15 protein-coding genes are annotated in these 13,894 nt (G+C 70.9%); 3 read left to right on the top strand and 12 right to left on the bottom strand.

The genetic code is table 11. The features are described 5' to 3' along the window. Positions 1-6: 6 nt before the first annotated feature. Positions 7-990, top strand: coding sequence for a GlxA family transcriptional regulator (locus tag ACLE50_RS04815; RefSeq protein WP_410942108.1), 984 nt, complete (start codon positions 7-9; stop codon positions 988-990). Between the two features lie 4 nt (positions 991-994). Here ACLE50_RS04815 and ACLE50_RS04810 read toward each other — a convergent pair whose 3' ends face one another. Together ACLE50_RS04810 and ACLE50_RS04805 are read right to left on the bottom strand one after the other, a co-directional pair. Next, the gene (locus ACLE50_RS04810) at positions 995-1,414 is read right to left on the bottom strand and encodes a GNAT family N-acetyltransferase (RefSeq protein ID WP_410942107.1); all 420 of its coding nucleotides are present in this window, start codon (positions 1,412-1,414) and stop codon (positions 995-997) included. A gap of 46 nt (positions 1,415-1,460) precedes the next feature. Next, entirely contained in the window at positions 1,461-3,479 is a 2,019-nt protein-coding gene (locus ACLE50_RS04805; RefSeq protein ID WP_410942106.1) for a protein meaA, read from the bottom strand. Positions 3,480-3,812: 333 nt separating this feature from the next. Between ACLE50_RS04805 and ACLE50_RS04800 the strand changes: the two genes are divergently transcribed. Further along, positions 3,813-4,145 carry a hypothetical protein gene (locus ACLE50_RS04800; RefSeq protein WP_410942105.1) on the top strand — a complete coding sequence of 111 codons (333 nt, stop codon included), beginning with the start codon at positions 3,813-3,815 and terminating at the stop codon, positions 4,143-4,145. 42 nt (positions 4,146-4,187) lie between these two features. Here ACLE50_RS04800 and murA read toward each other — a convergent pair whose 3' ends face one another. Beyond that, on the bottom strand, positions 4,188-5,456 hold the full coding sequence (murA, locus tag ACLE50_RS04795; RefSeq protein ID WP_410942104.1) for a UDP-N-acetylglucosamine 1-carboxyvinyltransferase: 1,269 nt from the start codon (positions 5,454-5,456) through the stop codon (positions 4,188-4,190). Positions 5,457-5,581: 125 nt separating this feature from the next. Between murA and ACLE50_RS04790 the strand changes: the two genes are divergently transcribed. Further along, positions 5,582-6,184, top strand: a complete 603-nt coding sequence (locus tag ACLE50_RS04790) for a cob(I)yrinic acid a,c-diamide adenosyltransferase (protein WP_410942103.1) — start codon at positions 5,582-5,584, stop codon at positions 6,182-6,184. A gap of 6 nt (positions 6,185-6,190) precedes the next feature. Here ACLE50_RS04790 and ACLE50_RS04785 read toward each other — a convergent pair whose 3' ends face one another. The 9 genes from ACLE50_RS04785 to atpB all read right to left on the bottom strand — a co-directional run bounded on the left by ACLE50_RS04785 (position 6,191) and on the right by atpB (position 13,811). After that, on the bottom strand, positions 6,191-6,652 hold the full coding sequence (locus ACLE50_RS04785; RefSeq protein ID WP_410942102.1) for a DUF2550 domain-containing protein: 462 nt from the start codon (positions 6,650-6,652) through the stop codon (positions 6,191-6,193). 10 nt (positions 6,653-6,662) lie between these two features. Then, entirely contained in the window at positions 6,663-7,031 is a 369-nt protein-coding gene (locus tag ACLE50_RS04780; protein WP_410942275.1) for a F0F1 ATP synthase subunit epsilon, read from the bottom strand. 22 nt (positions 7,032-7,053) lie between these two features. Continuing rightward, complete coding sequence (atpD, locus tag ACLE50_RS04775) at positions 7,054-8,517, bottom strand: F0F1 ATP synthase subunit beta (protein WP_410942101.1); 1,464 nt, start codon at positions 8,515-8,517, stop codon at positions 7,054-7,056. Beyond that, positions 8,517-9,500 (bottom strand): F0F1 ATP synthase subunit gamma, encoded by a 984-nt coding sequence (locus ACLE50_RS04770; RefSeq protein ID WP_410942100.1) that lies wholly within the window; start codon positions 9,498-9,500, stop codon positions 8,517-8,519. Before ACLE50_RS04770 ends, atpD begins: the two co-directional genes overlap by 1 nt. Before the next feature lie 14 nt (positions 9,501-9,514). Further along, the gene (gene atpA / locus ACLE50_RS04765) at positions 9,515-11,176 is read right to left on the bottom strand and encodes a F0F1 ATP synthase subunit alpha (protein WP_410942099.1); all 1,662 of its coding nucleotides are present in this window, start codon (positions 11,174-11,176) and stop codon (positions 9,515-9,517) included. Between the two features lie 72 nt (positions 11,177-11,248). Continuing rightward, entirely contained in the window at positions 11,249-12,076 is an 828-nt protein-coding gene (locus tag ACLE50_RS04760) for a F0F1 ATP synthase subunit delta (protein ID WP_410942098.1), read from the bottom strand. After that, positions 12,076-12,624 carry a F0F1 ATP synthase subunit B gene (locus tag ACLE50_RS04755; RefSeq protein ID WP_410942097.1) on the bottom strand — a complete coding sequence of 183 codons (549 nt, stop codon included), beginning with the start codon at positions 12,622-12,624 and terminating at the stop codon, positions 12,076-12,078. Before ACLE50_RS04755 ends, ACLE50_RS04760 begins: the two co-directional genes overlap by 1 nt. Positions 12,625-12,687: 63 nt before the next feature. Continuing rightward, the gene (locus ACLE50_RS04750; protein ID WP_410942096.1) at positions 12,688-12,927 is read right to left on the bottom strand and encodes an ATP synthase subunit c family protein; all 240 of its coding nucleotides are present in this window, start codon (positions 12,925-12,927) and stop codon (positions 12,688-12,690) included. 110 nt (positions 12,928-13,037) lie between these two features. Beyond that, positions 13,038-13,811 (bottom strand): F0F1 ATP synthase subunit A, encoded by a 774-nt coding sequence (gene atpB, locus ACLE50_RS04745; protein ID WP_410942095.1) that lies wholly within the window; start codon positions 13,809-13,811, stop codon positions 13,038-13,040. Positions 13,812-13,894 lie beyond the last annotated feature (83 nt).

Here is a 13,894-nt window from a genome sequence, read left to right as displayed (position 1 = left end):
CAGGCCATGACGGCGTGCACGCCCCCGCACCGAGTCGTCGTCCTGGCCCGCGACGGAGTGCTGCCGATGGAGCTCGGCCTGGTGCACCAGCTGTTCCCGATGGCCCACGCCGCGGACGGCACCCCGCTCTACGACGTCGTCACCTGTGCCGTCGCCCCGGGCTCGGTCCGCACGACCGGGGACTTCACGATCACGGTCGAGCACGGGCTCGAGGCGTTCGCGACAGCCGGCACCGTCGTCGTCCCCGCGGCGAAGGAGGACTACGGGCCCGGTGGCCCCGTACCGGCCGAGCTGCGGGAGGCGTTCACCCGGCTCGACCCGGCCACCCGGATCGCGTCGATCTGCACCGGCGCGTTCGTCCTCGCCGAGCTCGGCCTCCTCGACGGCCGTCGGGCGACGACGCACTGGAACTCGGCCGACCGGTTCCGCCGCCGGTTCCCCGCGGTCACGCTGGACCCGAACGTGCTGTTCGTCGACGAGGGCCGGGTCCTCACCTCCGCCGGGGAGGCCGCGGGCATCGACCTCTGCCTGCACCTGATCCGCACCGACCACGGCGCCGCCGTCGCCAACGAGGTGGCCGCCGAGGCCGTCGTGCCCGCCTACCGTGAGGGTGGCCAGGCGCAGTTCGTCCGCCGGGCGATCCCGGAGCCGTCCGGCTCGTCGACCACCCGGGCACGGGCCTGGGCGCTCACGCACCTCGACCGGCCGGTGAGTCTGGCCGAGCTGGCGGCGCAGGAGGCCATGAGCGTCCGCACCTTCACCCGCCGCTTCCGCGACGAGGTCGGCGTCTCCCCCGGCCGCTGGATCACCCTGCAACGGGTGGAACGGGCCCGCGACCTGCTCGAACGCACCGACCTGGGGGTCGACGACGTCGCCCGGGAGGCGGGGTTCGCCACCGCCGCGTCGCTGCGCCGGCACCTGCGCGACCGGCTCGCCACCTCACCGACCGGCTACCGATCCACTTTCCACGGTGCTCCCGGCAGGGGCTGATGGTTCACCGCACCCAGCGCCGCCACCCGTCCTGGCGGACGAAGCCGGCCCGCTCCCAGAGCCGCTGCCCGTCGGCGTTGCCCTCGAGGACCATCGCGTCCAGCCGCATCGCACCGAGGGCGACGAGCCGGTCGGCGGCCGCGTCGAGCAACGTCGTCGCGATCCCCTGCCGACGGCGCCCGGGGTGTACCGCCAGCCGGTACAGGTGCGCGCGCCAGCCGTCCCAGCCCGCGATCACGGTCCCGACGACCGCGCCCCGGGGGTCCACCGCGAGCAGCAACGCCTCGGGGTCCCGCTCCAGCAGCCGGGCGACCGCCTCGTGCCGGTCCACCGGGCGGTCGGCGTTCTCTGCCGCCTCGGCCCACAGCGCGAGGACGTCGTCGATGTCGCCCGGGATCGCCGGACGCACTTCGATCTCGCTCACCCGACCGATGGTGCCGGACGGGGTGCGCCGCCCGGCACCGCCTGCCTCAGTCGAGACCCTGCGCCTCCCGGATCAGGGCGACGATCTCGCCCATCATCTCGGTCAGCCGGAAGTTCTTCGGCGTGAACACCGCGGCGACCCCGCCCTCGCGCAGCGCCTTCTCGTCCTCAGGCGGGATGATCCCGCCGACGACGACCGGCACGTCCCCGGCTCCGGCGTCGCGCAGCCCACGCACCACGGCCGGCACGACCTCCAGGTGCGAGCCGGAGAGCACCGACAGCCCGACGGCGTGCACGCCTTCCTGCACCGCGGCGGCGACGATCTGCGACGGCGTCAGGCGGATCCCCTGGTAGACGACCTCGAAGCCGACGTCGCGGGCCCGGACGGCGACCTGCTCGGCACCGTTGGAGTGCCCGTCGAGCCCCGGCTTGCCGACCAGCAGCCGCAGCCGCTGGCCCATCTCGTCGCCGGTGCTGCGGACCTTCTCCCGCACCTCGGAGATCTCGGTCGCCGCCTCCCCGGACGCCGACGCCGAGGCGACACCGGTGGGGGCGCGGAACTCGCCGAACACCTCGCGCAGCGCGCCGGCCCACTCGCCGGTCGTCACGCCGGCCTTGGCGCAGTCGATCGAGATCTGCATGAGGTTCTGGTCGGTCTTCGCCGCGTCGCGCAGCGCGCGCAGCGACTCCTCGACGGCAGCGGCGTCCCGGTCGGCCCGCCAGGCACGGACGGCGTCGATCGCGGACTGCTCGGTCGCCGGGTCGACGGTGAAGATCGCCCCGGCGCCCTCGGCCTGCAGCGGGCTGGGCTCGGTCGTGTCGAACTTGTTGACCCCGACCACGGTCTCCTCGCCGGACTCGAGCCGGCGGCGCCGCTCAGCCAGCGAGCTGACCAGCTCACCCTTCATGTAGCCGGACTCGACGGCCGCGACCGCGCCGCCCATCTCCTGCACCCGGTCGATCTCGGCGCGGGCCCCCTCGACCAGGTCGGCGACCTTCGCCTCGACGACGTGCGAGCCGTCGAAGATGTCCTCGTACTCCAGCAGGTCGGTCTCGTAGGCCAGCACCTGCTGCATCCGCAGCGCCCACTGCTGGTCCCACGGCCGCGGCAGGCCGAGCGCCTCGTTCCACGCCGGCAGCTGGACCGCGCGTGCACGGGCGTCCTTGGACAGCGTGACCGCGAGCATCTCCAGCACGATGCGCTGGACGTTGTTCTCCGGCTGCGCCTCGGTCAGGCCCAGCGAGTTGACCTGGACGCCGTAGCGCAGGCGCCGCTGCTTGGGGTTCTCGATGCCGTAGCGCTCGCGGGTGATCTCGTCCCACAGGCGTCCGAGCGCCCGCATCTTGCACATCTCCTCGACGAACCGGAGCCCGGCGTTGACGAAGAACGAGATGCGCCCGACGACGTCGCCGAACTTCTCCGGGGGCACCTGCCCGGAGTCGCGCACCGAGTCGAGCACCGCGATCGCCGTGGACAGCGCGTACGCCAGCTCCTGCTGCGGCGTCGCCCCGGCCTCCTGCAGGTGGTAGCTGCAGATGTTGATCGGGTTCCACTTGGGGATCTCGGTGACCGACCACGCGACCATGTCGGTGATCAGGCGCAGGCTGGGCCCGGGCGGGAACACGTAGGTGCCCCGCGACAGGTACTCCTTGACGATGTCGTTCTGCGTCGTCCCTGCGAGCTTGGCGCGCACGTCGGCGTAGTCGAGACCCTCGGCCTCGGCCTGCTCCTCGGCGACGGCCACGTACAGCGAGAGCAGCCACATGGCCGGCGCGTTGATCGTCATCGAGGTGTTGGCCTCGGCGATCGGGATGCCCGCGAACAGGGTCCGCATGTCGCCGATATGGCTGACCGGCACGCCGACCTTGCCCACCTCGCCCTTGGCCAGCTCGTCGTCGGGGTCGTAGCCGGTCTGGGTCGGCAGGTCGAACGCGACCGAGAGGCCGGTCTGCCCCTTGGCCAGGTTCCGCCGGTAGAGCTCGTTGGTCGCCTCGGCCGAGGAGTGCCCGGCATAGGTGCGGATGACCCACGGTCGGTCGCGTTCACGATCGGTCGGGTACGGCACCGGACACCTCCGCGTCGTCGTCGGCACAGTCGGTACAGGCCCATCGGCGGCGTCCAGCCGGCGACGTTCAGCTCTGTGGCGGGGATACTACTGACGGGTAGCCGATCTCCGTACCGGAGTCGTCGCTCGTCACACCGCTGTGCGTGGCAAAGTACGCGAATCGCGCGGGAAACCGGGCACTTGATCGGTTCACCCTGGCCGACAGGTGGGTCCGCGCCGGTGGGCGGCGGCAGGTGAGCAGAGCCGTGGCCGGGACGCCGGGCCGCAGCAGACGACAGCACACGACGGCGCCGGACCGCTGCACGCGGCAACGCTGTTTGCGACGATCGTGGGATGAGCGTCGAGGTGGTCCCGCGGCTGGGCGAGGTGCTCGGCGTACTGGTGACCCTCGGCGTGCTCGCGCTCCTGCTGCGCTGGACGTTCGGGCATCAGCGCAACGTGCGCATCCCGACCGACGACCCCGACGACCCGGTCGCGACCGGGCTGCTCACCGAGGTCTCCCGCGTCCCGGGCGCGGAGGCGGCGACGGTGCTGCGCGACCGGCTGCGTGCCGAGGGCATCCGCGCGACCGTCGCCCGTACCGACGACGGCGCGCACGCCCTGCTCGTGTTCCCCGACGACGTGAAGGACGCCAAGGTCGTCCTGCACCGCGACGGGCGCAGCTGAGGTCCGCGGTTGAGGGCCGCGGCCGAGATCCGCGGCGCCGGGCTACCGGTCCGGCTCGCCGGCCACCCGGCGGATGTCCGCACCCAGCGCGGACAGGTTCTCCACGAACCGCGGGTAGCCGCGGTCGATGTGCGCGACGTCCCAGACCTCGGTGGTCCCCTCCGCGCACAGCCCCGCGAGCACCAGACCGGCACCGGCGCGGATGTCACTGGCCCACACCGGGGCGCTGGAGAGCTCCTCGCGCCCGCGGATCACCGCGTGGTGGCCGTCGGTGCGGGCATCGGCGCCGAGACGCACCATCTCGTCGACGAAGCGGAACCGGGCCTCGAACACGTTCTCGGTGATCATCGAGGTGCCGTCGGCGACGGCGGAGAGCGCGATCGCCATCGGCTGCAGGTCGGTCGCGAAGCCCGGGTAGGGCAGCGTCACGAAGTCGACGGCGTGCGGACGGTGCGGCATCGCGACGGAGAACTCGTCGTCGCCGGTGGTGATCTGCGCACCGGCGCTGCCCAGCTTGTCGAGCACCAGGTCGATGTGGTGCGGGTCCACCCCGCGCACGGTGACCTCGCCCTGGGTCATCGCCGCGGCGAACGCCCAGGTCGCGCCGACGATCCGGTCGCCGATCACCCGGTGTGTGGTCGGCTGCAGGCCGGTGACGCCGTGCACGGTCAGCGTCGACGATCCGACGCCCTCGAGCTTGGCGCCCATCTGCTGCAGCATCACGCAGAGATCGACGATCTCCGGCTCGCGCGCCGCGTTGTCGATCACCGTGCTGCCGTTGGCGAGCACCGCGGCCATCAGGATGTTCTCGGTCGCGCCGACGCTGGGGAAGTCCAGCCAGATCTGCGCGCCGTGCAGGTCCCCGGCCGAGGCCGTGACGCTGCCGTGCACGATGTCGGTGGTCGCACCGAGCTTGCGCAGCCCCGCCTGGTGCATGTCCAGCGGCCGGGAGCCGATCGCGTCGCCGCCGGGCAGCGGGACGACCGCGCGCCGGCAGCGGGCCACCAGCGGGCCCAGCACGCACACCGACGCGCGCAGCTTCGACACCGATCGGTAGTCGGCCTCGGCCCCGGGATCGGCCGGGACGTCGATGTGCACCGTCGAGCCCTCGATCGCCACCGTGCAGCCGAGGCTGCGCAGGACGTCGGCCATCAGCGGCACGTCGAGGATCTCCGGGCAGTTCTCCAGCGTCGTACGGCCCTCGGCCAGCAGTGCCGCAGCCATCAGCTTGAGCACGCTGTTCTTGGCCCCGACGACGTCCACGGACCCGGACAGCCGGGCTCCACCGCGGACCGCGAAATGCTCCACCACGCCGGAGACGGTAACGGGCGGGCCCGGGTGTCCCGTGGCACACCCCGGGCGGGTCGGGCGGGTTCCACCGTCCGGCGCAGCACGTCGTCTGGTGACCGCGGCGGCGCTCCGCCTAGCCTGTCGGGGTGGCGGTACACCTGACGCGGATCTACACGAAGACCGGTGACGACGGGACCACGGCGCTCGGTGACTTCAGCCGGGTCCGCAAGACCGACGCGCGGCTGGCGGCCTACGCCGACACCGACGAGACCAACGCCGCGATCGGCGTCGCGGTGACCGTCGGCGGCCTGGCCGAGCGGGTGCTGGACCCGTTGCGCCAGATCCAGAACGACCTGTTCGACGTCGGCGCGGACCTCTGCGCCCCGATCGTGCCGGACCCGGAGTACCCGCCGCTGCGGATCACCGAGGGCTACGTGACGCGGCTCGAAGGCTGGTGCGACGAGTTCAACCCGGAGCTGCCGAAGCTGAACTCGTTCATCCTGCCCGGCGGCACCCCGGGTGCGGCGTACCTGCACGTCGCCCGGACCGTGACGCGGCGCGCCGAGCGGTCGGTGTGGGAGCTGCTCGACACCGATCCGGAGCGCACGAACCCGCTCACCGCGCAGTACCTGAACCGGCTCTCGGACCTGCTGTTCATCCTGGGCCGGGTCGCGAACCCCGACGGCGACGTGCTGTGGCAGCCGGGCGGCCCGCACGGCGCCCCGGACGCCGGCTCCGCGGAGAGCTGAGCCCGCTCAGGAGGCCTCGCGGAAGCCGGGGTGGCGCCCCGGCGGCGTCGACTCCAGCCAGGCCAGGAACCCGGTCCGGACGTCTGAGGACATCGCCAGCTCGACGTCGGACTCGCGCCCGCCGGCGTCGCGCCCGCGGCAGCGCAGGACCTCGACCGCGGTCGGGATGGCGAACTCCTCGGAGCGGAACGGCGGGCGCCGGTCGACGATCTCGAGGTGGGCGCGGTCGAGCACGATCGTCGCGCCGATCCGGAAACTGGTGAGCCGGTACCAGGCGAACCGCTCACCCTCGTAACGGCCGACACCGAAGTGCCAGTCCGTGACAGCGAAACGGCGGCGCAGACACAGGTCCACGCCGCCGCCACGCATCAGCCGCACGCGTCGTACGGCCAGCCACACCAGGGATGCGGCCAGGCACAGCAGCAGAACACACACGATCGTCGCGATCGGCTCCACTGCTGCGCCCACTCAGGTCGTCCTATCCGGCGTCGGCCGCGCGGAGGCGGACCTCGGCCCGGGCCTTGGCCGCGCGACCCTCCTCGGAGTCGTCGGCACCGTCGAGTGCGCGACGCGCCCGGGCGGTGTCGATCTCGTTCGCCATCTCGGCGAACTCGGCCAGGATCGAGACCCGCTCGGCCGACACCGACAGGAACCCGCCGTGCACCGCGATGGTGTGCGACGAGCCGTCGGTGCCGTCGATGCGGATCACCCCGGCCTCCTCGAGCTGGGCCAGCATCGGCTGGTGGCCGGGCAGCACGCCGACCTCGCCGACCGTGGTGCGGGCGAGCACGAAGCGCGCGTCGCCCGACCACAGGCGTCGTTCGACCGAGACCAGCTCAACGGTCATCTCAGCAGGCATCAGACGAACCTCAGCTCTGCTGCTCGAGCTTCTTGCGGTTCTTCTCCAGGTCGTCGAGGCCACCGCAGAGGAAGAACGCCTGCTCGGGGACCTCGTCGAAGTCGCCCTTGGCGATCCGGTCGAAGGCCTCGATGGTCTCCTTCAGCGGGACCGTCGACCCCTTCTGGCCGGTGAACTGCTCGGCGACCAGGAGGTTCTGGGACAGGAACCGCTCGATCCGGCGGGCCCGGCCGACCAGCTGCTTGTCCTCCTCGGACAGCTCGTCGATACCGAGGATCGCGATGATGTCCTGCAGGTCGTTGTACTTCTGCAGGATCCGCTTGACCTCGTTGGCGACGCGGAAGTGCTCCTCGCCGACGTACTGCGGGTCGAGGATCCGCGAGGTCGAGGTCAGCGGGTCCACCGCCGGGTAGATCCCCTTCTGGGAGATCGGCCGGGAGAGCTCGGTGGTCGCGTCCAGGTGGGCGAACGTGGTCGCCGGCGCCGGGTCGGTGTAGTCGTCCGCCGGCACGTAGATCGCCTGCATCGAGGTGATCGAGCGGCCGCGGGTCGAGGTGATCCGCTCCTGCAGCTCACCCATCTCGTCGGCCAGCGTCGGCTGGTACCCCACCGCGGACGGCATCCGGCCCAGCAGGGTGGAGACCTCCTGGCCGGCCTGGGTGAACCGGAAGATGTTGTCGATGAACAGCAGGACGTCCTGGTCCTGCGCGTCCCGGAAGTACTCCGCCATGGTCAGCGCGGAGAGCGCGACGCGCATACGGGTGCCCGGCGGCTCGTCCATCTGGCCGAACACCAGGGCGGTGTTCTTCATGACGCCCGACTCAGTCATCTCCGTGATGAGGTCGTTGCCCTCACGGGTGCGCTCACCGACACCGGCGAACACCGAGGTACCACCGAAGTTCAGCGCGACGCGCTGGATCATCTCCTGGATCAGCACGGTCTTGCCGACACCGGCACCACCGAACAGACCGATCTTTCCGCCGACGACGTAGGGCGTCATCAGGTCGAGGACCTTGATGCCGGTCTCCAGCATCTCGGTCTTGCCCTCGAGCTGGTCGAACCGCGGCGCCTTCTGGTGGATCGAGCGCAGGTCGCCGGAGAACTGCAGGTTCGGGTCGTCCAGGCAGTCGCCGAGCGCGTTGAACACGTGCCCCTTGACCTGGTCGCCCACCGGCACCGAGATCGGACGGCCGAGGTCGGTGACCTCCTGGCCGCGCACGACGCCGTCGGTCGGCTGCATGGAGATCGAACGGACCAGGTTGTCGCCCAGGTGCTGGGCGACCTCCAGGGTCAGCTTCCGGCGGTCACCGGAGAGGTCGACGTCCAGGGTCAGCGCGTTGTACAGGTCCGGCACCGATCCCCGCGGGAACTCGATGTCGATGACCGGCCCGAGCACCTGGACGACACGCCCGGTGACGGAGTTCGGCGCACCGGCCGGGACGGCGCCCCCGGTGCCTTCGGTCGTTGCGGTCATCAGCTCTCACTTCCGGTACTCGCGAGGGCGTCGACACCACCGACGATCTCGCTGATCTCCTGGGTGATCTGCGCCTGACGGGCCTGGTTGGCCTGCAGCGTCAGACTACGGATCAGTTCGTTGGCGTTGTCCGTCGCGGCCTTCATGGCCCGCTGCCGGTTCGCCGACTCCGACGCCGCCGACTCCAGCAGGGCCGCGTAGAGGCGGGCCCCGATGTACTTCGGCAGCAGCGCGTCGAACAGCGTGTCCGGGTCCGGCTCGAAGTCGTAGAGCGACTTCGGCCCGGAGTCCGAACCCTGCTGCGCCCGGGCCTCGGGCCCGGTCTCGCCCTCCAGGTCCGCCGCGGCGGACTCGCCGCCGTCGTACTCGACCTCCAGCGGAGCCATCCGCCGGGCGGTCGGGACCTGGGTGATCATGTTCTTGAAGCTCGTGTAGACCAGGTGCAGCTCGTCCACCGGGGTGACGCCCTCGGGGACCTCGGCGTCCTCCTCGCCGGCCATGAAGGCCGTCACGAGGGTCTTCGCCACGTCCGCCGCGTGCTCGTACCCGGGCTGCTCGGAGAAGCCGCTCCAGGACTGCTCGACCTCGCGCTTGCGGAACTTGTAGTACGAGATCCCCTTGCGGCCGATCACGTACAGCACCGGCTCCTTGCCCTGCTCACGGAGCAGGTTCTGCAGGCGCTCGGCCTCCTTGAGCACGTTGGCGTTGTAGCCGCCGCACTGGCCGCGGTCACTGGTCACGACCAGGACCGCGGCCCGCTGCGGGTTCTCGCGCTCGACGAGCAGCGGGTGGTCCAGCGCGGAGTTGGTGGCCAGCTCCGAGAGCGTGCTGGTCATCAGCTCCGCGTACGGACGCGACTCCTCCACCCGGGCCCGGGCCTTCGCGATCCGCGAGGTCGCGATCAGCTCCTGGGAACGGGTGATCTTCTTGATGGACTGCGTCGACCGGATACGCCGGCGCAGCACCCGGATCTGTGCCGCCATCTAGGACTCCCGCCTCAGCTCTTCGACGGAGCGGGACGGGCGACGGTGACGCTGTCCCGGCCCAGCTCCTCCTCGTTCAGCGCCTCGGCGTCCTCGTCCGCGACCTTCTCGTCGGCGATCGACGAGCCGTCGGAGGTGGAGAACTCGTCGCGCTTGAACGACTCGACGCCCTTCTCCAGACGCTCGGTGGCGTCGTCGGAGAGCTTGCCGGTGTCCTTGATCTCGTCCAGGACGCCCTGCAGGTGACGGCGGGTGTACTCGCGGAACTCGTTCTCGAACCGGCTGACGTCGGCGACCGGGACGTTGTCCAGCTTGCCGGTGGTGCCCAGCCAGATCGCGACGACCTGGTCCTGCACCGCGACCGGCGCGTACTGGCCCTGCTTGAGCAGCTCGACCAGGCGCTCACCGCGGCCCAGCGAGGCGGCCGACGCGGCGTCGAGGTCGGAGCCGAAGGCGGCGAAGGCCTCCAGCTCGCGGTACTGCGACAGGTCCAGGCGCAGCGAGCCTGCGACCGACTTCATCGCCTTGATCTGCGCGGAGCCACCGACGCGGGAGACCGAGATACCGACGTTGATCGCCGGCCGGACGCCCTGGTTGAACAGGTCGGACTCGAGGAAGACCTGGCCGTCGGTGATCGAGATGACGTTGGTCGGGATGTAGGCCGACACGTCGTTCGCCTTGGTCTCGATGATCGGCAGACCGGTCATCGAGCCGCTGCCGAGGTCCTTCGAGAGCTTCGCGCAGCGCTCGAGCAGACGCGAGTGCAGGTAGAAGACGTCGCCCGGGTAGGCCTCACGGCCCGGCGGGCGGCGCAGCAGCAGCGAGATCGCGCGGTAGGCCTCGGCCTGCTTCGACAGGTCGTCGAACACGATCAGGACGTGCTTGCCCTGGTACATCCAGTGCTGGCCGATGGCCGAGCCGGTGTAGGGGGCGAGCCACTTGTAGCCGGCCGGGTCCGACGCCGGGGCGGCGACGATCGTCGTGTACTCCAGCGCGCCGGCGTCCTCCAGCGACTGCCGGACACCGGCGATCGTGGAGCCCTTCTGGCCGATGGCGACGTAGATGCAGCGGACCTGCTGCTCCGGGTCCCCGGTGTCCCAGTTCTGCTTCTGGTTGATGATCGTGTCGACGCAGACCGCGGTCTTGCCGGTCTTGCGGTCGCCGATCACCAGCTGGCGCTGGCCGCGGCCGATCGGCGTCATGGCGTCGATCGCCTTGATGCCGGTCTGCAGCGGCTGCTTGACCTCCTGGCGGTCCATCACGCCGGCGGCCTGCAGCTCGAGGACGCGGCGGGCGTCGCTCTGGATGTCGCCGCGGCCGTCGATCGGGTTGCCCAGCGGGTCGACGACCCGGCCGAGGTAGCCCTCGCCGACCGGCACCGACAGCACCTCGCCGGTGCGGGTGACCTGCTGGCCCTCCTCGATACCGGTGTAGTCACCGAGGATGACCGCACCGATCTCGTTCTGCTCGAGGTTCAGCGCGACGCCACGGACGCCGCCCTCGAACTCGAGCAGCTCGTTGGTCATGGCCGAGGGCAGGCCCTCGATGTGGGCGATGCCGTCACCGGTGTCGATCACGGTCCCGACCTCGCGCCGGGTCGTGTCGCTCTCCAGCGACGAGACGTAGCTGGAGATCGCACTCCGGATCTCCTCGGAGGAGATCGTCAGCTCTGTCATGGCTGCGTCGTTCCTTCTCTCGAACGGGTCTGAGATCGTGCCGCCATCTCTGGCGTTCCGGGTCTCAGCAGGTCAGCTGGGCAGGGATCGGCGTGCGGCGGCCAGCTTGCCCGCCACACTGCCGTCGATGACCTCGCCGCCGACCTGCACGACCAGGCCACCGAGGAGGCTCCGGTCGAGCTCGACCTGCAGGGAGATCGGGCGGCCGTACATCCGGCCGAGGGTGTCGGCGAGCTGCTCCTCCTGCTGGGGGGTCAGCGCGACGGGGGTACGGACGTTGGCCACCGAGCGGTTCCGGCGGGCCGCCGCGAGCTCGGCGAGCTCCTCGGCGACGACGTCGAGGTGCCGGCCGCGCGGCATCCGCACGGTCTGCCGGAGCAGGGTGGCGGTCACCGGGTAGGTCTTGTCGCCGAGGACGTCGTCGAGCAGCTGCACCCGGCCCTCGACGGGCCGGTTGGTGTCGGCGAGCATCGAGCTCAGCTCCGGCTCCCGGCCGAGGATGCGGCCGAAGCGGAAGAGCTGGTCCTCGACCTCGTCGAGCGAGCCGTTCTTCTCCGCGATCGCCAGGGTCGCCTGGCGGGCGAGCGTCTCGGTGGCCCGGACGAGGTCACGCGGCGTCGACCAGCGGCGCCGCGTCATCGACGTCAGCAGCTCGACGGTCGGCTGCGACAGCCGGGTGCCGAACAGATCGCGCACGAGCGCGACCCGCGACTCCTCGTCCGTCGTCGAGTCCGCGAGCAGACCGCGCACGCGCCGCTCGCCGTCGAGGAACCGCGCCACCGAGAACAGCTCGTCGGCGGTCGCGGTCAGCTCGCGGGCCGGGGCGGCGTCGGCGTAGCGGTCCAGGTCGGCGTTGACCGACGCGAGGGACTCCCGGGTGGCGGGGTGCAGGACACCCATCAGTTCGCTCCGCTCCGCCGAGTCGATCCGCCGAGCTCGGCGAGGAACGAGTCGATGGTGTCGGAACGGGCCGAGTCGCTGGAGAGCTGACGGCCCAGCAGGCGCTCGGCGAGCTGGACGGACAGGCCGCCGACCTCACCGCGCAGCGAGCGCTCGGCCGCGTCGCGGGACGCCGCGACCTGCTCCTCGCCCTGGGCCTTGATGCGGGCCGCCTCGGCCTCGGCCTCGGCGCGCAGCTCGGCCTTGATCTGCTGCCCCTCGGCGCGGGCGTCGTCGCGGATGCGTGCCGCCTCGGCCCGGAGGCCGGCCAGCTGCTCCTCGTACTGCTTCTTGAGCCGGTCCGCCTGCTCCTGGGCCTCCTGGGCCCGCTTGAGCCCGCCCTCGATCGCGTCGGTCCGCTCCTCGTACAGCTGCTCGAAGCGCGGAACCGCGAACTTCCAGAGCACGAAGAGCAGGACCGCGAACGCGACGATGCCGAGGATCAGCTCGCTGAGGTGCGGGATGATCGGCAGCGGTTGTTCCTCGGCGGCGAGAATCAGTCGATCCACCGTGTGTCCTTCCCTGACATGGCCGCCGGTTTACGGACCGGCATGGATGTGGTCCTGGCCGTCTTACTGAGCGATGAAGAAGACGACCAGGCCGATCAGGGCCAGGAGCTCGGCGAGCACGAAGGTGGTCCAGCCGATGCTCATCAGCTGGCCACGGGCCTCCGGCTGGCGGGCGGTGCCGTTGATGACGGCCGCCCAGATCAGACCCACGCCGATCGCGGCGCCGATCGCGGAGGTGCCGTAACCGATGGCCGCGAGGCCCTTGTTGATGTCGGCGGCCTGGGCGAGAACCTCAGTGGTCACTTTCGGGTTTCCTTCCGTCGGTCCGCGGGGTGCGGCTCGTTCGGTGACTCGGGCCGGTGCGTACCGGCGGATTATCGGGTCGGCGCCCGGAAGCGCCGGGGTCGGGTGGCCTAGTGCTCCTCGGCGATCGCCGCGCCGACGAAGACGGCGGCGAGCAGCGCGAAGACGAAGGCCTGGATGACCTGGACCAACGCCTCGAGGAACGTGAACGCGATACCGGCGACGAACACGACCGGCGCCGGGATCACCATCGCGCCGCCGAGGCTCAGCAGGAACTCCGCACCGACCGCGGTCAGCGCGAGGATCAGGTGGCCGGCGAACATGGCGGCGAACACACGCAGTGCCAGCGAGAGCGGCTGCACCAGGAACTTCTGCAGCAGCTCGATCACGACGATCAGCGGCGCGATGAAGACCGGGACTCCCGGCGGCAGCGCCGCGTGCTTGATGTAGCCGGCGAAGCCGTGCTTCTTGAACCCCGCGTAGTGGTAGAAGCAGTAGACGAAGATCGCCAGCGCGATCGGGAACCCGATCCGCGACATCGTGGGGAATTGCAGGAACGGGATGATCCCGAACAGGTTGTTCACCAGGATGAAGCTGAAGAGCCCGAGGATCAGCGGGATGTACTTGCGGAACTCGGCCGACCCGATCTGGTCACGGGCCATCGTGTTCCGCGGGATGTTGTAGAAGGACTCGAGGGCGAACTGAGCCCGGCCCGGCACGATCGAGAGCTTGCGCGTCCCGAGCGTGAACACCGCGATGACGATGATCGCGGAGAGCACGACCAGCACCATCGGCTTGGTGACGTCGCCGAAGATCGGCGGATAGTTGAACAGGCCGACGCCGGGGGGCGTGAACTCCTCGGCCGCGAGTGCGTGCTCGACCAATGGGGGTCCTTCCGGTGCTCCCGCTCCACGTCCGTGCGGAGCGGGGGATCGCCTGCAAGGTGCCTCGAGGCGAACGGTCTCCG

Source organism: Pseudonocardia phyllosphaerae (assembly GCF_046546475.1).
GTDB classification, from domain to species: Bacteria; Actinomycetota; Actinomycetes; order Mycobacteriales; family Pseudonocardiaceae; genus Pseudonocardia; species Pseudonocardia phyllosphaerae.
This window is presented reverse-complemented; position numbering and strand designations above follow the sequence as displayed.

Bases quoted from the DNA above. Each gene is read 5' to 3' on its own strand.
- ACLE50_RS04815 (WP_410942108.1), top strand. From the start codon at position 7: ATGACGGCGTGCACGCCCCCGCACCGAGTCGTCGTCCTGGCCCGCGAC.
- ACLE50_RS04800 (WP_410942105.1), top strand. From the start codon at position 3,813: ATGAGCGTCGAGGTGGTCCCGCGGCTGGGCGAGGTGCTCGGCGTACTG.
- ACLE50_RS04780 (WP_410942275.1), bottom strand. From the start codon at position 7,031: ATGACCGTTGAGCTGGTCTCGGTCGAACGACGCCTGTGGTCGGGCGAC.
- atpD (WP_410942101.1), bottom strand. From the start codon at position 8,517: ATGACCGCAACGACCGAAGGCACCGGGGGCGCCGTCCCGGCCGGTGCG.
- ACLE50_RS04770 (WP_410942100.1), bottom strand. From the start codon at position 9,500: ATGGCGGCACAGATCCGGGTGCTGCGCCGGCGTATCCGGTCGACGCAG.
- atpA (WP_410942099.1), bottom strand. From the start codon at position 11,176: ATGACAGAGCTGACGATCTCCTCCGAGGAGATCCGGAGTGCGATCTCC.
- ACLE50_RS04760 (WP_410942098.1), bottom strand. From the start codon at position 12,076: ATGGGTGTCCTGCACCCCGCCACCCGGGAGTCCCTCGCGTCGGTCAAC.